The organism is Campylobacter concisus, from assembly GCF_002913045.1.
Lineage (GTDB): Bacteria > Campylobacterota > Campylobacteria > Campylobacterales > Campylobacteraceae > Campylobacter_A > Campylobacter_A concisus_AP.
This window is the reverse complement of record NZ_PPAF01000026.1, coordinates 25,439-50,760: the sequence shown is the minus strand read 5'-3', so window position 1 is coordinate 50,760 and position 25,322 is coordinate 25,439. Positions and strand designations below refer to the sequence as shown.

Here is a 25,322-nt window from a genome sequence, read left to right as displayed (position 1 = left end):
CACTCCTTTTTAAATTGCTTTTAATATATATTCACTCATTTGACTTTTTAGTCTGTCGATAGAGAAATTTACCTCGACACCCAAATCATCTAACTCAACTTTTACACCGTTGTATTCGCTCTTTGAGCCATTAAGCTTGATCTTAGAGTCAAATTTCTTAGAAAAATTCTCTTCCAAAGCTTTCAGCTGCTCAGCGCTTAGGTCAAAATTTCCAATAACCTCGCCACGATATGTATTTTCAAGCAAAGATTGCTCTATCTTCATCTCATTTAAGATCGCTGGGATAAGTTCCAGTCTTTTATTTACGCCAAGAAGCTTAATAAAATTTGCAAATTTGACATCTTGACTTTTAACCAAAGATAGTACAAAATCAACCTTTTGTGAAGCTTTTAATGTCGGCAAACTTATAATGCTTTTAAATTTATCGCTAGCAAAAGCTGCTGCCAGCTCTGATAAATTTTCAACAAATACATTAAGTTCATTTGATTTTACGTCGCTTAAGATCGCTTTTACGTATTTTTTAGCTACTACTTCATTCATTAGCTAACCTTTTTAAGTATTATATTTACAAGCTCTTTTTGATCGACTTTTAGGCTATCGCTTGAGAAAATATCGCTCAAAATTTCATTTACAACGCTTTTTGTCATCTTGCGCTCTTCAAATTCTTTTTGCTCTTTGTAGCTCTTTTGAAGATTTGTTATATCATTTTGAGCATCACTTTTAACCTTAGCAGCTAAATTTAAAGCCTCTTTTTTAGCAGTTTCGATTAGGGAATTTGCATTTTGTTTAGATTCCTCAACACGTTTTAGAGCATCATCTTTTTTGGCCTTAGAATCACGGAGTTTTTCTTGTATACTTTCAAGCTTGTTTGCGATCCTGTCAATTCTACTTTGATAAAGAGCTTTTAGTGGTTTAGCTGCAAAATATACCAAAATAGCAAAGAAAAGTAAGAAGTTTAGCGTTCTCTCTACTATATCGTAATTTGTTCCGCCATGCCCACTAGCATAAGCTAGAAATGGAAGTGCTAGAAAAAATAAAATTTTTATCTTCATAAAATTCCTTTAAATTTTAGAGAGCTTGGCATTTAAAGCCGCTCTAAGTTCAGGTAGTTTAGCTGATAGATCTGCCTTTAGGTTATCTTTCTGGGAGCTTAGAGCATTTAAAAATTCATTGTAATCAGCCTCTAAACTAGTTTTTACAGCATTTACTTCTTTTAAAGACTCTTCTTTTGCCAAATTTAAGGCTTCTTGCCTTATTTTATTGGCCTCAGTCCTTGCATTTAATATAATCTCTTCAATCTCTTTTTCATGAACGCTTAGATCACTTGCATTTTTGCTAGTACTCTCTTCATCATTTTTTATAGAGGCATTTCTGTCATCTATGAATTTGAGCATTGGCTTATAAAGCAAGGAATTCAAAATAGCGATCAATACCAAGAAAACGACAGCCGTTAAAAGCATCAATGGCACATCTATTTCTAACATCCACTCTCCTTATTTTATCATTAAGTTTTATTTAATATTCAAATTAAAGTCTGATTCTACAATAAATTACTAAAAATAAAAATAAATTTGTAATTCTATTTTAGCCTAGCAATAAATTCTTCTACCTGTGAAATATTATTAAATTCTAAAACTAGATTGCTAGATTTTACTTTTGTCTTTATCTTTAAATTTTTAAAAATTTCTTGTAAATTTGATAATTTTTTACTCATTTCCTCAGAAATTTTTGGCTTTTTGTCTTTTATCTCTTCCTTATTTTTTATCTTTTTTACTAAAATTTCTGTGTCTCTAACGCTTAGCTTTTGACCAATAATCGTATCAACAACCATCTTTTCTTCTTCAGTACTAAGTCCAACTATAACTTTAGCGTGACCTTGCGTTAGCTTATCTTCTTGTAAAAGTTTTTGTGTGTAGTCGCTAAGAAGTAAAAGCCTCATCGTATTTGTTATTTGAGTTCTACTTTTATGAATGATATTTGCCAAGCCATCTTGTGTGATCTTATACTCATTTATGAGCTCTTTATACGACTTTGCAAGTTCGATTGGATTTAAATTTTCACGTTGGATATTTTCGATAAGCGCAAGCTCTCTTAAATTTTGAGACTTGATATCAGCGATGATTGCCTTTATCTTGCTTGCTCCAAGCATCTTTGTAGCGCGGTATCTGCGCTCGCCAGCTATTAACATATAGCCATCATCTTTTTTGATGACGATTATTGGCTGGATCAGTCCGTGCCTTTTAATACTGGCACTTAGCTCTTTTAAAGCTTCCTCGTCAAAATGAGTTCTTGGCTGGTATGGGTTTGGTAAAATTTCATCTATATTTATCTCTTCGACTATCTCAGAGTCATTTAAATTTGCAATCTCTTTGCTGTAGGCTTGCTCTACATCTTCAAGTATCGCGCTAAGTCCTCGCCCTAATCCACCTTTTTTAGCCATTTTTTTCCTTATTTTTTAGTTTAAAATACAATATGCTAAATTTTGATACGCGATCGAGCCAGGCGATTTTATATCATAAAGTATCACTGGCTTACCAAAACTTGGGCTTTCAGCAAGTTTCACATTTCTTGGAACGACCACAAATTCATCCTTGCTGTCTTTACTTTTAAAGAGCTTGTTTTCAAAATGCTGTTTTAAATTTGCAATTGTCTCTTTTGAGAGATTATTTTGCGAACTAAACATAGTTGGCAAAAAACCCTTTATGTTAAGCTTTGGATTTATCGTTTTTTTGATGATCTTAACTGTATTTAGGATCTGTGCCAAACCCTCAAGTGCGTAAAATTCACACTGGATAGGGATGATCACACTATCGCTTGCACTAAGAGCATTTATCGTAATGCTTCCAAGTGCTGGAGGACTATCGATGATGATAAAATCATAATCGTTTACAACTTCTGAAATTTTGTTTTTAAGGATTAGTTTATAGTCCTTATTTTGGTCGTTAAATTCTTGCTCGATACCGACAAGTCCTATATTTGACGGGGCCAAAAAAAGTGTTGGGATCTCAGTTTTTAACACGATTTGCGAGAGCTTTTTTCTATCTGTTAAGACGTGATAGATGTTAAACTCATAGTCGCTTCTACTAAAACCAAGTCCAGTTGTCGCGTTTGCCTGTGGATCGATATCTATTAATAATACTTTTTTTTCAGCAACCGCCAGTGACGCGGCTAAATTTACGGCTGTTGTGGTCTTGCCAACGCCGCCTTTTTGATTAGCTATTGTTATTATCTCGCTCATCTTAAAGAATATACCTTTTCCCCATTTAGTAAGATTGCTCCATCATCGCAAATTTCAGCATCCTGAAGCGAAACAGCTCTATTTGCAATATGCGTAATAAAACTTTTTGACTTGCAAAAGTCTATCCTAAATTTGCTAAAAATTGGCTTCCATAAAATCTTTTTATCAAGCATGCTAACAAAGCCCCAAACTAGCTCATCTACGCTAGTTTTGATGTCTAAAATACCCGCTTTTTCGGGCGCACTCGTTAAATTTATCCCCATGCCGCAAATGTAAATTTCATCCACTTTATTTGTCAAAGTGCCGCCTATTTTGTACTCATCTACGTAAAAATCATTTGGCCATTTTAGCCAGCACTTTGAGCCAAGTTCGCTCAAGACCTCACGCATCAGCATAGAAAAATATATCGAGATCGAAGGTGGTGGTATGTCGCTTGGTAGCTCATCTTCGCTTATGCAAAATGACATAAACAAATTTCCGCCAAGCCCCTCCCAGCTGTTACCGCGGCTGCCGATGCCTTTGGTTTGATTATACGCCACAACCATATACGGAGCTTTTATCTCGCCGTTTTTTAGGGCGTCTATCAAAAATTCCTGTGTCGAAGGCAGACTTTGAAAAAACTCTACTTTCAAATCACACCTTAAATTTATAGAAGTGATTTACCGGATTTTGTCCGCCGCCGATGATGACCGCGTTTTTGATAGCGTTAAAGATATAATCATGCGCATTTTTTACGCTCTCTTTTAAGCTTTGTCCATTTGCTAAATTTGAAGCGATCGCACTTGATAGCGAGCAGCCTGAGCCGTGTGTTGCAGTCGTTTTTATACGCTCATCGCTAAAAATTTCATATTCACTGCCATCATAAAATATATCAAGCGACTTACCATTAAGTTCGCCACATTTTAGATAGACGCTTTTTTCGCCAAATTTTAATAGATTCTTACAAGCCTCTTTTAGCTCGCTCTCGCCTTTTAGCTCACGCTTTAAAATTTCGCGCGCTTCAAAGATATTTGGCGTGATCACGCTCGCAAGCGGAAAAAGCTCCTCCACGATCGCGTCTTTTGCAGCGCCCTCTAGCCAGATGTCACCATTTTTACAGCTCATAACAGGGTCAAGCACGACTGGCGGTAAATTTTTGATCTCTCTTAGCGTTTTTGCGACGCTTTTGATGATCTCAACGCTTGGAACAACGCCTATTTTTATCACATCAACTCTTATATCATCACATATCGCTTTGATCTGGTCCTCGATGAGCTTTGGCTCAACTAACTGCATGCCAAAGATGCCCTTTGTATTTTGAGCAGTGACCGCTGTGATCGCTCCCATCGCATATACGCCGTGCGCTATAAAGACCTTTATATCAGCTAAAACTCCGGCTCCACCGCTTGGATCAACCCCTGCTATACTTAGTGCATTTTTCATAACCGCTCCTTTAAATTTATTTTAATTCATCGCCAACGCTAAGGCGCTTACCATTTATATATGCTTTTGCGTTTGTTGGCTTTTTGCTTGGCTCTTGAAGCTCGTAAATTTTGACCGCCCCACCCTTGCAAGCAACCACGACGTGGTCCTTCTCTACGCTTAAAATTTCTCCGCTTTTGCCACTTTTGTCGCTTAGTTCAAGTGATAAAATTTTTAGTCCACTTGCTAGATAAATCCCTGGCCAAGGTGTGAGCGCACGAAATTTATTATAAATTTGCCCAGCCTCTTCGTCAAAGCTAAAAAGTCCATCACTCTTGCTTATCTTTTTGCAGTGCGAGGCCTGCGCGTCGTCTTGTTTTTGCGGCTTTAAATTTTCAAAATTTTTAAGCACTTTTACGATTAGCTCGCCGCCAAGCTCGCCTAGCTCGCTAAAAAGCTCGCTTGACATCTTACTCTCGCAAGGAGTGCAGATGAAGTCCAGCATATCGCCAGTGTCAAGCCCAGCGTCCATTAGCATAGCTGTGACGCCAGTTTGCTTCTCACCTGCTAAGATCACGCTTTGTATAGGGCTAGCACCTCTATATTTTGGCAAGATCGAGGCGTGTAAATTTATGCAAGTTGCCACGTCCAAAACGCTTTGGGGCAAAATTTTACCATAAGCTGCTACTACAATAAATTTAGGCTCAAATGCCTTTAGCTCGTTAACTACCGCCTCATCTTTTAGCGTATTTGGTGTAAGGACTGGCACGCCTGCTAGCTCATTTTGTGCGTAAATTTTCACCTCACTTGGGGTTAAAATTTGCTTTCTGCCAACTGGCTTATCAGGCTGGGTAAAGACTGCTTTTATATTAAAGCCAGCTTCTTTTAGGTGCCTAAGTATCCTAACGGCATAATCAGGCGTCCCCATAAAAACTACATTCATCACTTTCCTTTAAATTTCAACGACTTTTATTTTGATCTACGTTTTTACTGCCAGTCAGCCAAGAGGCGCATGGATCTTCTTGCCAGTCAATCTTTTGAAATATCAAACTTCCTAGCTCATTAATGCTAACTTTGCCACTACGATCAAGATCCAGCCTCTTAAATTCCTCACTAGTGCATAGATCTGGTGCTATTTTTAGCGCTGATGGCACTTTGCAGGACGTCCACTCATCTAAATTTAGCATACCGTCACGATCTATGTCATTGTAATCCAAAAACATATACGCCGGATCCGCTGGATCACAGCTATATGCGCTAAAGCAAAATAGCATAATGTAAAAAATTTTCTTCATTTTATACTCTCAAATTTCTATGCCCAAAGCACTAAAAAGTCGCAACTCAAAGTTCCTTTTTTAGCAGCTCAAGTAGTGCGAATTTAAGCTCGTCGATATTCTCGTTTGTCGCTGATGAGATCGGCAAAATGAAATATGGTTTTGAATGATCAAAGCTGAGTAAATCTTGTTTGTAGATAAATTTACCGTTTTGCTCTGGCTTTAGCTTTAAAAATTTCATAAATTCTTTTATATTTTCATCTAAATTTTCCGCCGCATCGACTCTGGTGATAGCGATAGCATAGTCCCTGCTAGCAAGTACGCTTGAAAATTTAGCGACTTCTTCTTTTAGCACACTAAACTGCTCGCTCATACCTCTATAGTTTGCTCCGTCTATCATGAAAAGTAAAATTTTATTTCGCTCGATATGTTTTAGAAATTTAACGCCCAAACCGCGTCCATCGCTCGCCCCCTCGATAATACCAGGAATGTCAGCCATGACAAAGCCACTAAACTCATCGACCTCAACAAGGCCAAGCTTTGGCGTAAGCGTTGTAAATTCGTAGTTTGCGATCTGTGGTTTGGCGTTTGATACTGTTGAAATAAGCGTTGATTTACCAACATTTGGAAAGCCCACTAAACCAACATCAGCAATGAGCTTTAGCTCGAGCCTGACCTCTATGCTCTCTTCTGGCATACCTTTTTGTGCGTATTCTGGAGCTTGGTTAATAGAGCTTTTAAAGTGAAAATTTCCGAGTCCACCTTTACCGCCTTTTAAAAATAGTGTCTTTTGCCCCTCGCTAACTATGTCACAGAGTAGTTCATTTGTCTGTGCATCATAAACAGCTGTGCCAGGAGGGACTATTAGTTCTAAGTTTTCGCCTTTTTTACCAGTCATTCGCTTGCCCATGCCAGCTTCACCATTGCCAGCTTTCATGGCTCTTTTACCCTTATAATTTGCTAAAGTGTGGGTGTTGTTGTCACAAATAAAATAAACGTCTCCGCCGTCTCCGCCGTCTCCGCCATCAGGACCGCCTAAAATGATGTGTTTTTCACGGCGAAAACTCACAGCTCCAGCTCCACCATGCCCCGAACTTAAAGTCAATCTTGCACTATCTATAAACATTTTTTACCTTAAATTTATCTATTTTTTTATTTTTAAATTTGGGCTGGATTATATCTTTTAAATAATTAAAATTTGTTTTTTATTAAATCTCATTAAGGTAAAAGCTGCTTTTATGATAGAATTAGCCCAAAACTAATTCAAGGAATAAAATTTTGCAAATTCTGCTTTACAATGTAACAACTGCATTAAAAATAGGTGGTGTTGAGACTTTTTATTATTCTGTGGGTAAAGAGCTTATGCAAGACCATAAAGTCACTATTTGTACTGGACAAGGCAAATTTGTACCAGCTTTTTTAAAAGAAAGCAATATTGATCTAAAAATGTTTGACTTTTATCCAAGAGAGAAGGTTTTAAAACTAGGCAATAGATTTAGGAAATTTGTTGAGAGAGTTAGTTTTTATTTTAATGCTAGAAAATTTTTGAAATCTCAAAAATTTGATGTTTTAGTTATTCATAAACCATTTGATTTTTTTGTAGCATACTTACTTAAAAAACATGATAAAAATTTAAAGACTATATTTGTAAGTGGTGGAGAGGATTTTTATTTTTTTGATCGCTTTTTTGTTAAATTTATTGACAAAATCATTAGTGTGAGTGACGCAAATGCTGACATCTTACGAAAAAGATATAGCAGAGAGATAAAAGTAGTTTATAACGGTGTAGATAAAGAGAAGTTTTATCCAGATGCATCACTAAAAGAAAAAATAAGAGATAAATTTGGCGTAAAGAGTGATGAAATTTTGATAGGAAGCGTTGGCAGAGTAGTTGGTTGGAAAGGCTTTGGTATGATGGTGAAAAATATAAACAAGATAGAAAACGCCAAATTTATGCTTGTTGGCGATGGTGAAAATTTACAAAGTCTAAGAGAGCTAGCAACCGAACTTAATGTAAGCCAAAAGGTTATTTTTGTCGGCGCTATCGGGCATGATGAGTTAAATCAGTATTATAACGCCTGCGATATCTATCTGCAGCCGAGTGTCGGCCATGAGGCTTTTGGCATAACTGTAATTGAAGCATTGTCTGCTAATAAACCTTGTGTAGTTAGCATAAATGGTGGCATGAAAGAAATAATAAAAGATGGAGTAAATGGGTATAAATTTAAAATTTCTGATGAAAGCGACATGATAGAAAAGATAAATTTAACGCTAAAAAATATAGAAAATTTAAGACCAAGAGAGAGCATAAAAGGCATGTACGATTGGTCAAAATTTGCACAGGAACTGGTTGAGTTATGAAAAAAGTAGCTTATGTAAGTAATTTTTATGCCATACCTCCGCTCAAGGGTGCTGCTGTTCAGACTTGGACAAATGAAGTAGCAAAGAGGCTTTGGTTTTATGAACCTCACACTATTTGCTTAGATGATGAGTTTTTACCTTTAAAAGAATATAGGGATGGTGTTTATCATCATAGAATTCGCCTTTCAAAAATTTATAAAAGAATTTTTCAAAAAATATTAGGCTGGGACGTCTACTCTTATAATGATAGGGTTTTCAATGAGATAAAAAAAATAAATCCTGATATTGTGCATTTTCAAAACTATCATAATAGTGTAGAGAAGTTAGCAAAAAAGATAAAAACTTGAAATAAAGATATAAAAGTGATCCTTCACCTGCATAATTTTTATGATTTTAAAAATAAAAATTTTGATAAGCTTGATGCCGTTATAACTTGTAGTGATTTTCTTATGAAGAATTTTGAAGGTCTACCAAATGCAAAAATTTATAAAGTTATAAAAAATGGTGTAGATATAGATAAATTTAAAAAAATAAATTTTAAAAAAGATAAAAAAATTATTATTGGTTTTGTGGGAAGAATAGTTAGTCAAAAAAAAGTTGAATATATGATTGAACTAGCAAGAGAATTTAAAAATTTATCTGAGTACAATTTTAAAATAATAGGTGAAATAATTAAAAGAAAAGATAATTATGAATACTATAAAAGTCTTGTTAAAAAGATAAAAGAATACAATCTAAACAATATAGAATTTCTTGACAATATCTCACCAGATAAAGTTCACGCCGCATATAATGACTTTGATTTTACAATCATCCCTTTAAATGACAAAGAGTCGTTTTGCATGGTTGGCATAGAGGCTATGAGCTGCGAAAGTTTTGTTATAGCAAGAGCAGGTGGCGGCAGCAAGGAGTATATGGTGGATAGTGAGAATTGTAAGCTTTTTGAGTTTGAAAATTTCGCCAGAAATGTAAAAAAGTATATTTTAAATTTAAAGGATTCTGACAAAATAAAAATTATTACAAATGCTAGAAAAATGTGTGAAGAGAATTTTTCCTGGGGTAAAATTGCTAATGATGTACAAAAAATTTATGAAGAAGTTTTAAATGATAATTCAAAATAAGCCAAAATTAATAATATTTTTAAAAAGAGCTATCTTATTTTTCTTATCTCTTTTTTTGATAGGTCAATATAACGAACATATTACTGCTGTGAAGAATTTAGGTATATATTTGGCTCTATTTTTAACTATGATTCTTTTTATTATTAATACTAAAAATACATTAGAAAATATAAAAAATAATATAAAAAACAATAAAACTATATTGCTGCTTTTTATTTTACTAAATTTATATGTTTTTGGAATATCAATTTTTCCTTATGACACTACCCAGAATGCATTTCTTTCAGCATTTAGTGAATTTAAACGAGCTTTTGTATTTATTTTTATTATTCTCCTTTGGCATGATGGTAGTTATAAAAATTCAAAATGGTTGTTTTTTGCCATGGTTATAGCTTTAAGCTTAGATAATTTGCATTTTTTTGTAAAAGGAATAGAAGAAGGAACGCTTTTAAATTTAAGAAATACAAAAAATCAATTGATTCAACCTATCGATAGATTTTATTCAAGTTTCTTTGATAATTTATTCATTTTTTCTTTGATATCACTATTTTATATAAAAAGTAATTTTTATAAATTTTTTATTACTATTTTTAATATCATCATTGGCTTAATTTTTATTTTGCTTACAGGGGCAAGAGGCTCATGGCTTGCAATCGTTCTAAGTTTAGTAGTGATATTAGCTCTAATATTTAAAAATGAAAAAATTAATCTTATAAATAAAAAATCTATGATATTTTGCCTATTTTTACTTGCTGCCTCTGCTTGCGTCTACTATAACTCCACGCTTTTGCAGTTAAAAGTTACACAAGGATTTTATACTTCTGGTAGAGGAGATATTTTAACAAAAAGATTGCCACTTCTTTTTAGCTCTGATAGGGCTTATATAGGCATAGGTTTTGGCGGTAAGCAATATACTAAATTTTTAAATGATAAAAATGTTAACAATGATGACCTTGGTCCAACTGGTGTAGGTGCTGATGGAGTCAAGTATCCACATCATGACGAACCAGTATTTATTGGTCAGTATTATCATTATGGTGTAGTAGGTACTGCTCTTTTTGTTACACTTGTGTTTTATATGCTTTTCGAATCTTTTAAAAGATATTTGTTAAATAATAAATTTTATATAGCAATATTTGGAAGCATACTTTGCACTTATATATTTAGGGGACTATTTGAGACAATATACTTTACTCATCTTTATGTAATGCTTGGTCTTTTTATAGTGTTTTATGCAAAGACAAGGAGTGATTTATGAAACTATTTTACATATATCCAGAACAAATTCCGCAAGGCAATGCAAGAGAGATAGCAATTCTAAATACATTTTTTGAGCTTAGTAATATGTGCGATGCTAAACTGGTTGTACCGCAGTCTCCTTTAAATTTAAATGAGGTAAATGAGAAATTTTCTTTAAAGTTAAAAGCTAATGACATATTGTTTGTAAGAAAAAGGATTCTATTTTTAAAAAGTAATAAAATTTTTAATTTTTTTCTAAAAAAAATAATAAATAACGACTCAAATAAAGATGCGATATTTTACACAAGGCATTTAAAGATAGCTAAATTTCTACTAGAAAATAAAATATCCAATCAAAAGGTTGTATTTGAAGTGCATGAGTGTTTTACCTTGGGTAACAAAGCACTTTATAATATGGAAAAAGAGATACTAAAAGATGCTGATTTTATCTTTTCGCACAATATCAGCACATTAAATGAACTTAGAAAATTTTTTGACTTACAAATAACAAATTCGGCAGTTGTCTATAATGGTTGCAAACAAGATTATATTTTTAAGAAAAAAGATTTTGATTTTTCAAGTATAAACTATTATGGCTCATTCTTGTTATGGAAAGGTCTTGATCTGATGCTGGATTTTGCTTTAAAAACCAGGATAAAACTCGAGCTGTATGGTAAGAATAGTGGAAATAGTTTTATAAATTTAAAAAATACTCTTAAAGAAAGAAAGATCGAATGTCTGGTATGTTTTAAAGGGATGTTACCTCAAAAAGAAGTTGTAAAAAGTCTCATTAAAAACAATACAATTTTGATAATACCTAGTGTAAAAAGTGCTTATTCTCTTTATAGCACTCCGCTAAAGCTTTTTGAGTATATGGCAAACTCAAACGTTGTCTTAGCTCCAAATTTTCCACCAGTTGCCGAGATAGTAAAAGATGGCAAAAATGGTTTTTTGTACGAAGCAGGAGATAAAAAAAGTCTAGAAGAAAAATTTAACTATATAAAGACGTTAAGTAATGATGAGCTAAATAAAATTTCAAAAAATGCTTATGAGAATATGAGCGAAAATACTTGGAAAAATAGAGCTAGAAAAATAATCAAAGAATTAGAAAAGATAAATTAAATTTTTGAGTGGATTTAAAAGAAAAAGGGGCGATTGCCCCTGGGGTTATGCAGCTGGATAAACAGATACTTTTTTTCTGTTTTTATCAAGTCTTTCAAATTTTACAAAGCCATCGACTAATGCGAAAATAGTGTGATCTTTGCCAAGACCTACGTTATTTCCAGCGTGAGTCGCTGTTCCTCTTTGGCGGATGATTATATTTCCAGCACGAACGAACTCACCACCAAATTTTTTAACACCTAATCGGCGTCCGATACTATCACGGTTATTTTGGGTTGAACCTTGACCTTTTTTGTGTGCCATATCTTATCTCCTTAAGCTGCGATACTTACGACTTTTACACGTGTAAATTGTCTTCTAAAGCCGCGTTTTAGTTTTGAGTCTTTACGTCTGCGTTTTTTGTAGATAACTACTTTTTTGTCTTTGCCTTCATTAACGACCTCAAGAACAACTTTTGCACCCTTCACAAATGGCGCACCTACCTTTACTTCGCCGTCATTTACAGCCAAAACTTCTGTAATCTCAACGGTTGATTTAGCTTCAGCACTAAAGTGATCTAGCTTAAGGTACTCGCCCTCGCTAACACGATATTGCTTGCCACCATGCTTAAATATAGCGTATTTTGACATACTCTACCTTTCTAAAATTTGGTAAGACCAAAAAGCACTTTTTTTTGCAAAAGATTTATGGAGCTTTGTTGGTTGTAAGGTGTAAATATTAGCTAAAAGTTTATAAATTCTACTTTAATGCCCCTGATTTTATGATCTCGTCGGCTAAATTTTTAATCATCGCATCGTGATCCATAAAAAATGTCTTATCATTTGGCAAATAAGGCTGATATATCAGAGTTTTAGCTACTGGCGCACTTAAGATCACATTTATCAGTTCAAACTCAGGTAGAAAAGTAAAATAAAGTTTTGGCTTGGGAATTTCATTTTGAAAGAGCCTTTTAGCGTAAAATTTACTGAAATTTTCATTTTTTGGTAGCTTTATCTCTTTAAAGAGCTCAAGTGGCAAAAAGTAGTGCACCAAAGCGTGAAGTCCGTGTGCGAAAATATAAAGCCTTTTTTCAAATTTAGGCGCATCTGTCCTGCCAAATGTAGAGCAAAATTTCTGCAAATGCTCACTCATAGCGGCCACATCTTTTTCATGCAAGGCAAGCACAAATTTAACCGCCTCTCTTTCGTTTGCTGGCTTTTTGGACTCTGCAAAAGCGCGTGCTTTTTCAAGAGCAGGGGTGAGTAAATTTTCATCTTGCCAAAGCATCGCCGTGAGCAAATCGTGCGTAACATATAGAAATTTATAGCCGTTTTTGCTAGGTGGTAGGCCTTTTGGAAAGATCCTTGCCATACTCTGCGTGTCACCGCAAGCGATAGCAAAAAATGCCGGTATGAGCCTCTCGCACTGGTCATATCCACCGCTGCATCCTGGGAGTAAATTTAGCTTAGCGTATTGAAAAATGAGATCATTTAGCCTCTCGGCATCGCCATCAGCTAGGCACTTTTCAAGGTAAATGTCGTAGCATCTAGCTCTTAAAAAAGAGAGTAATCGTATGAGCTCACATAAAAAGTCGTATTCGTTTAAATTTTTCTCTTTTATTTGGTCGTAAATGCTTGCATACTCGTCTAAAAGTAGCTCTTCATCGCTTTTTGGTAGTTTTTTGGTTTTGAAAATGTTAAATAAGCCTTCTAAAAATGACATTTTGTTCGCCCCTTATTTTTGCTAATTTTAGCCAAAAACGCCTAATTTTCCACGTGCGAAAGGTGGCTTTAGCGGATTATTTTAACCGCATTTTGGCTATAATCGCCCCAAATTTAAGCAAGTATGGGATAAAGATGGCAGGCGAAGATCAGGAAAAAACCGAAGAAGCGACCCCCAAAAAGATAGAAGATGCCAAAAAAGACGGCAACGTTCCCAAAAGTCAGGACCTGGCTGGGTTCGTGACCCTTGTCATCGCTATTGGCGTACTACTTGCAATGCTAAATTTTATGAAAGAACAGATCATCTCACTTTATATCTATTACTCAAAATTTATCGGTCAGCCACTTACCTTGCCAACTGTAAAAATGATCGTCGTAAATACCTTTGCAAGGTCGCTTCTTATGATACTTCCAGTTTGTATCTGTGTGGCGATCGCTGGTGTCATCGCAAATGTAATGCAGTTTGGATTTATCTTTACCACAAAACCCATAATGCCAAATTTTGGCAAGATAAATCCGCTAAAAGGGCTAAAAAATTTATTCTCGATGAAAAAAGTGATAGACAGTATTAAAATCGTGCTAAAAGTTAGCATCGTCTTTGGTGTTGGATTTTATTTTTTCTTGCAGTTTATAAAGGAGCTACCGCACACGCTCTTTTTTTCTATGTTTGATCAGCTTGCTTGGCTAAAAGAAAAGCTCATCATTCTTGTTAGTGTCATGCTTTTTATACTTTTCGTGATCGGACTTATCGACCTTCTTATCGTGCGTTTTCAATACTTTAAAGATCTTCGTATGAGCAAGCAAGAGATAAAAGATGAGTATAAGCAAATGGAAGGAGATCCACAAGTTAAGGGCAGAATTCGTCAAGCACAAATGCGAGCGGCCAAGCGTCGAATGATGCAAAATATTCCACAAGCTGACGTAGTCATCACAAACCCTACTCACTACGCCGTGGCGATAAGATATGATAAAAGTCGCGACGAGGCGCCGATAATACTTGCAAAAGGTGTTGATTTTTTAGCACTGCAAATCAAAAAAATAGCCGTTGAAAATGGTGTGCAAATTTATGAAAACCCGCCACTCGCAAGAGAGCTTTATAAAATTTGTGAAGTCGATGATACGATACCAGCACATCTTTTTAGAGCCGTAGCCGAGGTGCTAAGCTTCGTTTATATGAGCAATAAACAAAAATTTAAAGATAAGCTTTGATAAATTCTACTCTTGCTGCTAGAAGTTACTAGCAGCAAGAGAATTTATCTATTATAGATATCCAAAAGCAGTTGCAAAAATATAGCCAAATATACAAGAGGATATAACGCCAATAAGACCCGGAATGATAAAGCTGTGATTGATAACAAATTTACCAATATGTGTCGTACCGCTTCTATCAAACTGAATAGCCGCAAGGTCGCTTGGATATGTTGGTAGGATGTAGTATCCGTAGCAAGCTGGCGCAAAGGCTAGAATGATAGCAGGATTAACATCGATATTTAAAGCTAGTGGCACAAATGCAACCAAAGCTGCAGCTTGAGAATTTACAAATTTTGAGATAATCAAAAGCATAACCGCATAAGTCCAAGGGTGCTCTTTTACGATGCTTCCTAGCGCCTCTTTCATCATCGGAGTGTGTACTGCAAACATAGTCTCAGCCATCCAAGAGATACCAAATACTGCAACAAGAGCAATCATACCTGATCTAAATATCTCGTTTTTACCGATCTTGCTAGCATCTGTTGGTGTAAAGATTAAAATGATAGCGCCAGTTAAAAGCATGAAAATTTGGATGACATGAACCATACTTAGGCTCTTTGAAGATGCTTGTTTGTTGCTTATATTAATGTAAGCACCTTGGAATTCTTCTTTAGCACCTTTTTCATTTATATATGTTACTGCACCATCAGCTGTGCGAGTAAGAGTTTGATTTGTGTCTTTGCCGATGATTTTGACTGATTGAGCTTTTTGATTAGCATTTAGCTTATCGTTTGCTACTTTTAACTCAGCCGCCTCTGTTTGGATGCTAGCGTCTTTTATTTTTAAGGTTTTTAAGACTTTTTGCTCAGTTGGGAGGTTGGCTATTACTTGAACGACTGTTGCATCTTTGTAAGTAGTCCAGCTTGGACGAAGATCTTTAAAATATCCAAGAAGCGCAACTACAAGGATAGAGCCTAAGAATATCCACATTGCAGCCCATTGATAGCCAGGAAGCTTTTTGCCTAAAAGTGTCGCACTATCGCCATAAACATATTTTTTAAACTCAGGATCTTGAAGCTTTGCTTGAAAGACTTCGTCTTTATCAAGATCTTTGCCTCTAAACCAGCTAAAAATTCCTACCGCTAAAACACCGCAAAATGTTGATGGAATCGTAATCTTTAAAAGATCTAAATACCCATCAAAGCCAGCTAGGTGAGTTTTAGCATTAATAAGAAAGCTTGTAAGGGTTACAACAGCAACTGAAACTGGGCTAGCGATGATACCCATTTGTGAAGCAATAGAGCTTGCGGCCATTGGTCGCTCTGGGCGGATGCCATTTTTGATAGCGATATCATAAACGATAGGAAGCACGGTATAAACAACGTGTCCAGTGCCGCATAAAATAGTAAGCGTACATGTTACAAAAGGAGCCAAAATACTTACATATTTTGGATTTTTTCTAAGTATGGTTTCTGCTATTTGAAGCATAACATCAAGGCCACCACTGGCTTGAAGCGTAGCACTTGCTACAACAACAGCAAGGATAGTTAGCATAACATCAATTGCTGGCTTACCAGGCTCAATGTTAAATCCAAAAACAAGAACTATAAGACCGATACCACCTAGCATGCCAAGTGCGATACCGCCTTTTTTAGCTCCGTAGAACAAACAGATAAGGACGATGAGAAGCTGGATAGCAAACTGCATGCCTTCACTTAAATTCATGAGAAAATCCATGAAACCTCCTAAGTTAATATAAATTTAATCAAGATTATATCTCTTATGGATTTAGATTAAACTTATATTTTAAGGATGATTTGATACAAATATAACATTTTGATTAAAAAAGCTTATTTGGGATAAATTTTTACAAGATTGTCTTTTACGAAATTTTTATTTGATCTTAAAAATTTTATTTGACTTAGAATATATAAGATAAAAATAGCATTGTTATATTTTTAAATTTATTAATAGTAAAAATTTATTTAAATTTTATAAATAACCTAGAAAAATAGCATAAAAGCCTTGTAAATGTGAAATTTAATAGAACTAAGAGAAAAAGGATTGATGTTTAAAGAAAGGTAATGGTGGTTAGAGGCAGAATCGAACTGCCGACACGCAGATTTTCAGTCTGCTGCTCTACCGACTGAGCTATCCAACCACTCGTTAAAGAAAGTCAGATTATACATGTTTAATATTTAAAGCAAGTTTAAAATACACACTTTTTTAAATAAAATAAGCTATGTTTTTCTATTTTGACTTGAAATATAAAAGAAATTCTAAAAAACAGATAATAAATTACAAGCTTAAATAAGCTTGTAATTTATTTTAATGTATATGAAATAGGAAAGCGCAGATAACGATCTTGTTTAGGCTTTGGAAACTCAGAACTTGCTCTTTGAATATTTTCTAAAGCACCATTATCAAGCGACTCAAAACCAGAGCTTTTACTAACTTTAAGTTCATCTATGCTGCCGTCTTGCTTAAGTAAAAACCTAACTTCTACAACTCCTTGATGTTTCATACGTCTAGCATTATTTGGGTAACTTTTATGCCTCTTAACTGCGATTATAACCTTCGTAAAATCTTCATCACCTTGCGAATTTGATAAATTTAGCTCAGGTGTTACATTTTGAACTGGAGCTGCAGCGATAGACTTGTTATTGGCTGGTAAATTTGTATTTACACTAGCTGGCGGTACAATAGGCTGCACTGGCTGAGCAATTACCGGTTCAGGCTTGGGCTCTATTTTTTTCTCTTTTTTAGGCTCTACCTTTTTTATTTCACGCTTTGGTTTCTCCACCTTTTTAGGTTCAGGTTTTGGTGGCTCTGGTGGTGGCGGTGGAGCTGGTGGAGTTGGCTCTGGTATAAGCATTTGCTCCGCTATTTGAGGTGCTGAGACTTGTGGCACTGGAGTAAATGAATTAAGAGCTATTTTTATCGGTTTTTGCTCACCTATTTTTATCTCATCAAAATTATGTGAAAGCAAAAAATATACTGCTGCTCCATGCACTACAAGCGAAACAGCTAAGCCGCTGTAATTTGAAATTTTATTCAGAGATTGTTTGGATTGCAAAATTTTCGTGGCCCTTCTCTTTTAATATATCAATTACTTTGACAAAGCTATCAAATTTCGAATTTTTATCGCTTTTTAGTTCGATCAATGTCTTTATATCAACCGCATTTAGCTTATCTTTGAGTTCGTTCTCAGAAATTTCTACATCATCTATAAAAAATTTATTATCCTTATCAATTACTACGCTTACCTTTTTATCGTCTTCTTTACTTTGCTCGGCACTGTTTGCACTTGGAAGATCAATAGCTATCTTGCCTTGAGCAATAAAAGTCGAAATACTAAGCACGATGGCGAGTAAAACAAGCATAATATCAATAAATGGGACAATATTTAACCCATCTTTTTTATTTAGACGCATTTTCAGCCTTGTATCTATTTAGCATTACATCTACTTTTCTGACAAAACCATTGTAAATCATCAAAGTCGGTATCGCCACAAGTAGTCCAAAAGCAGTTGCTTTTAGCGCAAGAGAGAGACCGACCATTATGCTTTTAGTATCGATTCCGCCTGCCATACCCATATCATAAAATGTGATCATAATTCCAGCAACTGTACCAAGAAGTCCTATATATGGTGCATTTGAGTAGATAATGTAAAGTGTGGTTAAATTTTTGGTTAGTGCTTCTTCAAGCGATTCGATACTTTTGTAGCCTTTTATATCAATGCGTGAATAAAAAATAATACGCTCAATCGTATACCAAAGTACAAAAAAACTCATAATGCCTAAAATTGCAATAATTACGTGATCAATGTGATGTTTAATTAGCTCCATAATACCTTCTTACTTAGTAAAAATTTTTGCGTGATTATAACTATATTGATAACCAATGTCAAATGTTTGGTAAAAATGTAATCAAATAAAAACTAAAATTTTTAATTTTGTATGTATATATTTAATATTTTTAGAATTTCAAAAATTTAATTTTTTTCTTAATAGTTCTATTTCAGCAATAACCATTTTTGGCGTAAGCTCCTTCATACAGGCATGTGTTTTTATAGGACATACTCGCTTCATGCATGGCATACAATCTAAATCTAAATGCACTATCTTTGCACTCTCATCTTGCCATGGGCTAGTCTCTTTAAATTTAGTCGGTCCAAAAAGAGCCACAAGTGGCACTTTATAGGCAGCTGCGATATGCATAGGACCACTATCGTTTGTCAAAAAAATGCCATTTTTTATAGAACCTATGACCTCGCAAAGCTCTTTTATGCTTGTTTTTCCGGCCAAATTTTCACATTTCATACCATTTTGTAAGAGTATTTGCTCGATTTCATTGCATATCTCAAGCTCAGCTTTTGAGCCAGTGATCTTTACATAAAATTCATCTTTAAAGTGCAGCGCAACCTCTGCAAAATAGTGCGGATACCACCTTTTGGCACTTCCGTAGCTAGCACCTGGATTTAGCACGAGGAGCTTTTGCTCACTTTTTTTGGCTTCATAATAAATTTTTAGTTCGTTTGAAATTTCTTTTAAATTCAGGCTTTGCTTTATGAAATTTAGATATTTTTGCACCTGATGCAAACTCTCGCTACTCTTTTTAAAGCAAAATTTTTGTGTTGCTTTTAGAAAAAATAGCAAAAATTTACTAGCAAATGAGCTTCTAAAGCTAATAGCGATATCAAATTTTCCAAGCTTGCTGGCCGTTTTTATAAGACTTAAATATCTTGAGTTTTGCTTTTTACTATCGTCAATGACTACTTTTTCGCACTTTGGATGTGATTTATAAAGCTCACAGGCCACGTAAGAGCCAAAAAATACAATATTTTTAGCATTTTTACTTAAATTTTCTATCGCCCCGCTCGCCATCACGGCATCACCAAGCCAAGTTGGAAGCTCTATAAACACTCTCACTTTTGCTCCAAATTTAGCACTTCGTTTATGATTTCAAGAGTTTTGCTTGCATTTTCTTCTATACTAAATTTTTGTGAAAGTAAAAATGACTTCTCTTGCAGCTCTCTCATCATGTCATTATCATTAAGCACCTGCTCCACTAGCTCCAGTATACTTTCATCATTTGGTTCACGCATAACAAAACGATTTTCTAAAATTTCAGCTGCTCCATTTTGAGCCGTTGTAAAGACAATATTTTTAAAGCTAAGCGCCTCTAGAACGACATTTGAAAATGGCTCATAGTGTGTTGGAAATATAAAAATATCGCTTGCTTCATAAAATTTTGCAGTCATTTTTTGCTCACCTGTAAAAAATGCCTTTATCTTTAGCTTTTTTGCTAGCTTCTTATATGAATTTAAATTTTTATCTTTGCCTACTATTAGCGCATTTACTGACGTTTTTAGTTTTGAGACAAGAAGCAAAAAGTCCTTTGCGCCTTTTCTTTTAAAGCCATTTCCGACAAAAAGCACAATTGGTAAATTGTAATCAAGTCCAAATTCTTCGCATACGCTAAGTTTTGCTTCTCCCTTTTCCACTTTTTGTGGCAAATTTATACCGTTGTAAATGGTGACAATCTTCGACTCATCGATACCGTAAGCTGAAATTATTTGCTCTCTTATGTAGTTTGAGTTTGCGATTATCTTTTTAGAATTTTTAAAGCAGCGTTTTTCTAGATATGGATAGACAAAATTTAGAGGATTAACCCACCAAAATGGCTTTGTGGCACGATAAATTTTATGCACTCCGTCCCCTGCTCTATAAATATCTGCGCAACTCACTCGCTCCAAGCTAAAATATACCTCATCGCTTTGTTTCTGGCGTTTTACCTGTGCGTTAAATCTCAAAGCCTTTTTCCATGACGAGATCCTAGCCTCTCCTAAATATGAGCGTATAGATGTGTCTATACCTACGTCTTTTAGGGCTTTTGTAAGCCTTCTTAAATAGCGTTCGGCACCACCGACTGCATTTGGATTGATACGTAAAAAAACTATTTTTTTCATGACCTTAAGCTTTTTATTTTTGTGATTTTTTATTTGTAATGTCCGCCATAATATCAAAAATTTTTATAAATCAGCCTATTTTTTGCCTAAATTTCATAAAATTACACAAAGGATAAAAATGAAAACACTTACGATTATTGACACTTTTGGTTTCTTTTTTAGGCTCTACTACGCCATGAGCGGACTTAAAAACCGTGAGGGTAAGCCAAGCGGTATGATAAGTGGCTTTGCAAATTTTATAGCAAGCCTTAAAGATGAATACCAAAGTGACTATCTCATCTTCGCACTTGATAGCAAAGGCAAGACCTTACGTCACGAAATTTTAGGTGATTACAAAGCAAACAGGAGCGAGCCTCCAGCTCAGCTAAAAGAACAGCTTCCAGTTTGCATAGATATGATAGAAAAAATGGGGCTTTACAGCCTTAGCCGCGAGGGCTATGAGGCCGATGACATCATCGCAAGTGCGGTTAAATTTTGTAAAGACAAAGATATATTTGTGCGAATAGTCACCCATGATAAAGACCTCTACCAGCTCATAGAAGACGGTAAAGTGAGCATCTACAGCCCACAAAGCAAGATCGATCATGATAGTGCAAGCTGCTTTGAAAAGTATGGAGTTTATCCGGCTCAAGTAAGGGATTTCTTAGCGATCGCAGGCGATAGCTCGGACAACATCCCAGGTGTCAAAGGCATCGGCGCAGTTGGGGCCAAGAAGCTTTTGGCTGAGTATGGGAGCTTAGATGGAATTTATGAAAATTTAGCCCTTCTTAGAAATGAGCGCACTAAAAATATGCTTGCTGCTGCAAAAGACGAAGCATTTTTGAGCAAAAAGCTAGCCACGCTATTTGACGATGCAGTTAGCTCATTTGATCTTGAGCACTCGAAATTTCCAGAGCAAAATCCTTTGATAAATATCTCAGAAATTTTAAAAGAGTATGATCTAAATAGGCTTCTTAAGAGCTTGCAAAAAGAGGAAAATGCTGAATTTAAGCTTGGCTTTAGAGCAAATTTACTACTTGATAAAGCAAATATTGAAAAGCTACTTACTGACATCACGCCTGAAACTATCGTCGCCTTTGACACCGAGACCACAGGCGTTGATAGCAGGAGCGCAAAGATCGTTGGCTTTAGCTTTTGCTTTAACGACGAGGACGCCTACTACGTGCCGATAGCTCACAACTACCTCGGTGTGCCACAGCAAATCAGCCTAAAATTTGCCACTTGGGCGATAGGTCAAATTTACAAAGGTTGCGTGATCGGACAAAATTTGAAGTACGACTTTGAGATAGTTAAAAATAACCTAGGTCTAAATCCTCCAGCAAATTTTAAAGACACGATGATCCTTGCTTGGCTTAGCGATCCAAACTCGAGTGTCGGCATGGACGCACTGGCAAAGAGACTTTATGACTACGACACGATAAAATTTGAAGATATGGTCAAAAAGGGGCAAACTTTTGGCGATGTACCGCTAGAAAATGCCGCCAAATACGCGAGCGAGGATGCTTGGATAACGCTTAAATTTTATAAAACTTTTTTAAACACGCTTGATAAAAATTTACTAGCCCTTGCCGATACGCACGAGTTTCCTTTTATCCTCACGCTCTTTGACATGGAGCAAAACGGCATCAAGATAAATGAAGCCAAAATGCAAAAGCTCATCCTTGAAAACGACACCAAACTAAAGGCACTAACAAGTGAAATTTACGAGCTAAGCGGCGAAAATTTCAACATAAACTCAGTAAAACAGCTTGGTGTCATACTTTTTGAGCACTTGAAGCTTCCAACCAAAAAGAAGACAAAAACAGGATATAGCACCGATGAAAGCGTGCTCGCTGAGCTCATAGACGCCCACCCAGTGATTGAGAAAATTTTAGCTTACCGCGAGCTATATAAACTACAAAGCACTTACTGCGAGCCACTTTTAGCGCTTGCAAAAAAGGATGAGGGCTCACGAATTTACACAAGCTTTTTGCAAACTGGCACGAGTACTGGTAGGCTTTCAAGTAAAAATCCAAATTTACAAAACATTCCAGCTCGTGGCAGCCTCGCAAAGGACGTCAGAGAGTGCTTTGAGGCACGCAATGGGTATAGTTTTGTGGGGCTTGACTACAGCCAGATCGAGCTTAGACTGCTAGCTCACTTTAGCCGTGATCCTGCGCTTCTTGAGGCGTTTAAAAATGACGAGGATATCCACGCAAGGACGGCTATTAGCATATTTGGTAGTAGCGATGGGCAAAATAGAGCCGTGGCAAAAAGTATAAATTTTGGCCTCATTTACGGCATGGGCTCAAGCAAGCTAGCAAATCAAGTAAATATCACAAGAGCCGAGGCGAAAGAGTATATAGAGCGCTATTTTAAGGCGTTTGAGACAATCAAAGAGTTTTTAGAGGGGATAAAAATTTCAGCTAAAAACGACGGATTTGTGCAGACGCTACTTGGCAGAAGGCGCTACTTTGACTTTAAAAGTGCTACACCTATGCAAATAGCGATGTTTGAACGTGAAGCGGTAAATACGGTCTTTCAAGGCTCTGCGGCAGATCTTGTCAAGATGGCGATGGTAAAAGTTAGAGCAAATTTAGATGAAAATGCAAAAATGTTGCTTCAAATCCACGATGAGCTGATCTTTGAAGTAAAGGATAAGTTTGCGCAGGAATTTGGCAGAGCAACACAAAAGACAATGGAGGAAATTTACACGCTAAATGTGCCACTTAAAACATCGCTAAATATCGCTAAAAACTGGGGTGAGCTAAAATAAATAGATAAATTTTGCTGGAGCTTTTAAGATGATTAGCTCCTTCTTTATACTTAAAAAAATAAAGTTGTAGTTTATCACTATATCTTTGGACTTTTATACTTTTGCAGAAAGCAAATGACATCAATCAAATAAGCCAGTAAGCAGCCCAATGCGTAACATACGATGTCGCTAACGTCAAATGTTCCGCCAAAGACTATGCGTATTATTAAATTATGAATATCTAAAATTTCAAGCACTTTAAAGTATTGTAGAATTTCTATAAATAGCGAGAAAGCAAATATTTCAAATGCTAAAATTTTTGGTGCAATTTTAAACACGGCTCGTCCAAATGCGTAAAGCATCACCGTAACTAGCACATCACCCAAATAATGGCGCACGAAGCCACCTTTGACAAAAACTGCGATAAAAATTTCGATTGCCAAAATCACGATTGCTACGAGCAAAAAGAACAATCTAGCTCGCAAGCTATGTCTCATTTTCTCGTATTGAAAAGATTTGTATATTTTTCGTTTTACTTGCATTTTTTTATTTATTTGAAATTTTACTTTTTTACAAATTAGAAATGATATCCATACCATCTTTAAAGCCAGGATTGTGCTGGATATATTTCTCATCCACAAACGTATTTATAACTTCTGCCTTATGCTCGTTAAAAAGGGCATTCCATTAGGTTTTACTTGAAATGGCCAAAACCCGGCTATTTTATGAATTGTAACAGATAATAGCAATATTGCCAAATAAAGAAAATTTCTTATTTTTAAAATTCTTTGACAAAAATATCAATCAAAATAGCTTTTGAAAATATTTTTTAGGCACTTAATAGCTTTTTGGTTTAAGGATAATGAAATTTATGGATTAAAATTTTTCTATCAAATCTTTAAAAATTTCATAAAGTTTATTTACCTCATCAACACTAACTCGCTCGTTTTTGGCGTGTATGCGGTCGTTTATGACACCAAATTCTATCGCATCTACACCAAATTCAGCAAAGTGCCTTGCATCGCTCGTGCCACCCTTTGTATTTAGAACCGGTGTGACACCGGTAATTTTTGCGACAGAGGCCATTAAATTTTTTACGATTTTACTATCTTTATTTGTTAAAAATCTCTTTGAGCTTTGTTTTATGCTAAGCTCGTAATCAAGCGCTTTTAAGACCTCTCTAAGATAGCTCTCAACATCATTTATGTCAGTTAAATTTGAGTTTCTCACATTAAACATTATGCTAAGCTCGCTTGGCGTGACGTTGCAAACTTGCATGCCGCCTCTGATATCAGTTACCACGATCTTGCTTGGACTAAAAAACTCGCTCCCAGCGTCCATATCGTGATCAGCTATTTTATTTAAAAGTGGAGCTATCAAATTTACCGGATTTACACACTTTTCAGGATATGCCACGTGCCCTTGAACGCCCTTTATCACGATCTTGCCATTTATTGAGCCACGTCTGCCAACTTTTATGCTATCGCCAAATTCTTTATCGCAAGTTGGCTCAGCCACTACGCAAAATTTTGGCAAATCATTTATTTCGCGTAAATATTCAAGTGCTAAAGGCGTGCCATATGTGCCATCGCCCTCTTCGTCGCTTGTTAAGATGAGGCTTAGCTTGCCATCAAATTTCGCATCTTTAGCAGCGTAAACAAAAGCAGCCACGCCACTTTTCATATCCTGTGCGCCTCTTGCGTAGATATAGCGATCTTTTTCTAGTGGAGTAAATGGCCCGCTATCCCAGCCCTCACCTGGAGGCACGACATCAACATGCCCTGCAAAAGCTAGATGCTCGCCGTCTCCATAAATTTTAGAAAGTATGAGATTTTTGGTACCATTTTTTTCTATAAATTTCGCCTCAAAATCAGGCAAAAATTTAGCGATAAATTCTAAGCTTCCAGCATCATTAGGCGTGATAGAGCGAAAGCTTAAAAGCTCTTTTAAAAAGCTAATTACCACTAAG

General features: G+C 35.6%; 28 protein-coding genes and 1 tRNA gene. 7 read left to right on the top strand and 22 right to left on the bottom strand.

Annotation, left to right across the window (positions count from 1 at the left end; all coding sequences use genetic code 11):
* Nucleotides 1-9: 9 nt before the first annotated feature.
* The 10 genes from CYP43_RS02830 to obgE form a co-directional block, all read right to left on the bottom strand.
* Nucleotides 10-540 carry a F0F1 ATP synthase subunit delta gene (locus CYP43_RS02830; protein ID WP_103582423.1) on the bottom strand — a complete coding sequence of 177 codons (531 nt, stop codon included), beginning with the start codon at nucleotides 538-540 and terminating at the stop codon, nucleotides 10-12.
* Nucleotides 540-1,052, bottom strand: coding sequence for a F0F1 ATP synthase subunit B (locus CYP43_RS02825; RefSeq protein WP_103582422.1), 513 nt, complete (start codon nucleotides 1,050-1,052; stop codon nucleotides 540-542). Before CYP43_RS02825 ends, CYP43_RS02830 begins: the two co-directional genes overlap by 1 nt.
* A 9-nt stretch (nucleotides 1,053-1,061) precedes the next feature.
* Nucleotides 1,062-1,484 (bottom strand): FoF1 ATP synthase subunit B', encoded by a 423-nt coding sequence (locus CYP43_RS02820; protein WP_021091014.1) that lies wholly within the window; start codon nucleotides 1,482-1,484, stop codon nucleotides 1,062-1,064.
* A gap of 95 nt (nucleotides 1,485-1,579) precedes the next feature.
* A complete protein-coding gene (locus CYP43_RS02815; RefSeq protein WP_103582421.1) occupies nucleotides 1,580-2,440 on the bottom strand; it encodes a ParB/RepB/Spo0J family partition protein in 861 nt (286 codons plus the stop codon).
* 15 nt (nucleotides 2,441-2,455) lie between these two features.
* On the bottom strand, nucleotides 2,456-3,238 hold the full coding sequence (locus CYP43_RS02810; protein ID WP_103580395.1) for a ParA family protein: 783 nt from the start codon (nucleotides 3,236-3,238) through the stop codon (nucleotides 2,456-2,458).
* A complete protein-coding gene (locus CYP43_RS02805) occupies nucleotides 3,235-3,870 on the bottom strand; it encodes a biotin--[acetyl-CoA-carboxylase] ligase (protein ID WP_103582420.1) in 636 nt (211 codons plus the stop codon). The genes CYP43_RS02810 and CYP43_RS02805 overlap by 4 nt, the downstream gene beginning before the upstream one ends.
* 1 nt (nucleotide 3,871) lies before the next feature.
* On the bottom strand, nucleotides 3,872-4,660 hold the full coding sequence (thiD, locus tag CYP43_RS02800) for a bifunctional hydroxymethylpyrimidine kinase/phosphomethylpyrimidine kinase (RefSeq protein ID WP_103582419.1): 789 nt from the start codon (nucleotides 4,658-4,660) through the stop codon (nucleotides 3,872-3,874).
* A gap of 16 nt (nucleotides 4,661-4,676) precedes the next feature.
* Nucleotides 4,677-5,582: a methionyl-tRNA formyltransferase gene (fmt, locus tag CYP43_RS02795; RefSeq protein ID WP_103582418.1), complete on the bottom strand. Its 906-nt coding sequence runs from the start codon at nucleotides 5,580-5,582 to the stop codon at nucleotides 4,677-4,679.
* Nucleotides 5,583-5,598: 16 nt separating this feature from the next.
* Nucleotides 5,599-5,934, bottom strand: coding sequence for a GDP-mannose dehydrogenase (locus tag CYP43_RS02790; RefSeq protein WP_103582417.1), 336 nt, complete (start codon nucleotides 5,932-5,934; stop codon nucleotides 5,599-5,601).
* 46 nt (nucleotides 5,935-5,980) lie between these two features.
* Nucleotides 5,981-7,039, bottom strand: a complete 1,059-nt coding sequence (gene obgE / locus CYP43_RS02785) for a GTPase ObgE (protein WP_103582416.1) — start codon at nucleotides 7,037-7,039, stop codon at nucleotides 5,981-5,983.
* A gap of 152 nt (nucleotides 7,040-7,191) precedes the next feature.
* On the opposite strand from obgE, the gene CYP43_RS02780 reads away from it, so the two are divergent.
* The 5 genes from CYP43_RS02780 (at nucleotide 7,192) to CYP43_RS02760 (ending at nucleotide 11,756) form a co-directional block, all read left to right on the top strand.
* Nucleotides 7,192-8,274, top strand: coding sequence for a glycosyltransferase family 4 protein (locus tag CYP43_RS02780; protein ID WP_103582415.1), 1,083 nt, complete (start codon nucleotides 7,192-7,194; stop codon nucleotides 8,272-8,274).
* Nucleotides 8,271-8,621, top strand: coding sequence for a hypothetical protein (locus tag CYP43_RS02775; protein WP_103582414.1), 351 nt, complete (start codon nucleotides 8,271-8,273; stop codon nucleotides 8,619-8,621). The genes CYP43_RS02780 and CYP43_RS02775 overlap by 4 nt, the downstream gene beginning before the upstream one ends.
* Nucleotides 8,622-8,723: 102 nt before the next feature.
* Nucleotides 8,724-9,395 (top strand): glycosyltransferase family 4 protein, encoded by a 672-nt coding sequence (locus tag CYP43_RS02770; RefSeq protein ID WP_141089835.1) that lies wholly within the window; start codon nucleotides 8,724-8,726, stop codon nucleotides 9,393-9,395.
* Nucleotides 9,379-10,653, top strand: coding sequence for a hypothetical protein (locus CYP43_RS02765; RefSeq protein WP_103582412.1), 1,275 nt, complete (start codon nucleotides 9,379-9,381; stop codon nucleotides 10,651-10,653). Before CYP43_RS02770 ends, CYP43_RS02765 begins: the two co-directional genes overlap by 17 nt.
* The gene (locus tag CYP43_RS02760) at nucleotides 10,650-11,756 is read left to right on the top strand and encodes a glycosyltransferase (protein WP_103582411.1); all 1,107 of its coding nucleotides are present in this window, start codon (nucleotides 10,650-10,652) and stop codon (nucleotides 11,754-11,756) included. Before CYP43_RS02765 ends, CYP43_RS02760 begins: the two co-directional genes overlap by 4 nt.
* Nucleotides 11,757-11,801: 45 nt before the next feature.
* On the opposite strand, the gene rpmA is transcribed toward CYP43_RS02760, so the two are convergent.
* The 3 genes from rpmA to CYP43_RS02745 form a co-directional block, all read right to left on the bottom strand.
* On the bottom strand, nucleotides 11,802-12,059 hold the full coding sequence (gene rpmA, locus CYP43_RS02755; protein ID WP_002942569.1) for a 50S ribosomal protein L27: 258 nt from the start codon (nucleotides 12,057-12,059) through the stop codon (nucleotides 11,802-11,804).
* An 11-nt stretch (nucleotides 12,060-12,070) separates the two neighbouring features.
* Nucleotides 12,071-12,385 carry a 50S ribosomal protein L21 gene (rplU, locus tag CYP43_RS02750; protein ID WP_021090648.1) on the bottom strand — a complete coding sequence of 105 codons (315 nt, stop codon included), beginning with the start codon at nucleotides 12,383-12,385 and terminating at the stop codon, nucleotides 12,071-12,073.
* A gap of 109 nt (nucleotides 12,386-12,494) precedes the next feature.
* Complete coding sequence (locus tag CYP43_RS02745) at nucleotides 12,495-13,457, bottom strand: hypothetical protein (protein ID WP_103582410.1); 963 nt, start codon at nucleotides 13,455-13,457, stop codon at nucleotides 12,495-12,497.
* Nucleotides 13,458-13,591: 134 nt separating this feature from the next.
* Here CYP43_RS02745 and flhB point away from each other — a divergent pair, with 134 nt between their 5' ends.
* Nucleotides 13,592-14,665, top strand: coding sequence for a flagellar biosynthesis protein FlhB (flhB, locus tag CYP43_RS02740; RefSeq protein ID WP_035167257.1), 1,074 nt, complete (start codon nucleotides 13,592-13,594; stop codon nucleotides 14,663-14,665).
* A 51-nt stretch (nucleotides 14,666-14,716) separates the two neighbouring features.
* Here flhB and CYP43_RS02735 read toward each other — a convergent pair whose 3' ends face one another.
* The 7 genes from CYP43_RS02735 to CYP43_RS02705 form a co-directional block, all read right to left on the bottom strand.
* The gene (locus CYP43_RS02735) at nucleotides 14,717-16,384 is read right to left on the bottom strand and encodes an anaerobic C4-dicarboxylate transporter (RefSeq protein ID WP_103582409.1); all 1,668 of its coding nucleotides are present in this window, start codon (nucleotides 16,382-16,384) and stop codon (nucleotides 14,717-14,719) included.
* Between the two features lie 348 nt (nucleotides 16,385-16,732).
* A tRNA-Phe gene (locus CYP43_RS02730) sits at nucleotides 16,733-16,808 on the bottom strand.
* Between the two features lie 162 nt (nucleotides 16,809-16,970).
* Nucleotides 16,971-17,723 (bottom strand): energy transducer TonB, encoded by a 753-nt coding sequence (locus CYP43_RS02725; protein ID WP_103582408.1) that lies wholly within the window; start codon nucleotides 17,721-17,723, stop codon nucleotides 16,971-16,973.
* Complete coding sequence (gene exbD / locus CYP43_RS02720) at nucleotides 17,698-18,081, bottom strand: TonB system transport protein ExbD (protein WP_072593836.1); 384 nt, start codon at nucleotides 18,079-18,081, stop codon at nucleotides 17,698-17,700. Before exbD ends, CYP43_RS02725 begins: the two co-directional genes overlap by 26 nt.
* On the bottom strand, nucleotides 18,068-18,496 hold the full coding sequence (gene exbB / locus CYP43_RS02715; protein WP_103582407.1) for a TonB-system energizer ExbB: 429 nt from the start codon (nucleotides 18,494-18,496) through the stop codon (nucleotides 18,068-18,070). The genes exbD and exbB overlap by 14 nt, the downstream gene beginning before the upstream one ends.
* Nucleotides 18,497-18,634: 138 nt before the next feature.
* Entirely contained in the window at nucleotides 18,635-19,579 is a 945-nt protein-coding gene (waaF, locus tag CYP43_RS02710; protein WP_103582406.1) for a lipopolysaccharide heptosyltransferase II, read from the bottom strand.
* The gene (locus CYP43_RS02705; RefSeq protein WP_103582405.1) at nucleotides 19,576-20,619 is read right to left on the bottom strand and encodes a glycosyltransferase family 4 protein; all 1,044 of its coding nucleotides are present in this window, start codon (nucleotides 20,617-20,619) and stop codon (nucleotides 19,576-19,578) included. The genes waaF and CYP43_RS02705 overlap by 4 nt, the downstream gene beginning before the upstream one ends.
* A 118-nt stretch (nucleotides 20,620-20,737) precedes the next feature.
* Here CYP43_RS02705 and polA point away from each other — a divergent pair, with 118 nt between their 5' ends.
* The gene (gene polA / locus CYP43_RS02700; RefSeq protein ID WP_103582404.1) at nucleotides 20,738-23,374 is read left to right on the top strand and encodes a DNA polymerase I; all 2,637 of its coding nucleotides are present in this window, start codon (nucleotides 20,738-20,740) and stop codon (nucleotides 23,372-23,374) included.
* 77 nt (nucleotides 23,375-23,451) lie between these two features.
* Here polA and CYP43_RS02695 read toward each other — a convergent pair whose 3' ends face one another.
* Nucleotides 23,452-23,850, bottom strand: a complete 399-nt coding sequence (locus CYP43_RS02695) for a DUF2809 domain-containing protein (RefSeq protein ID WP_258032145.1) — start codon at nucleotides 23,848-23,850, stop codon at nucleotides 23,452-23,454.
* 379 nt (nucleotides 23,851-24,229) lie between these two features.
* Entirely contained in the window at nucleotides 24,230-25,318 is a 1,089-nt protein-coding gene (gene dapE / locus CYP43_RS02690; protein ID WP_103582403.1) for a succinyl-diaminopimelate desuccinylase, read from the bottom strand.
* Between the last annotated feature and the right edge of the window lie 4 nt (nucleotides 25,319-25,322).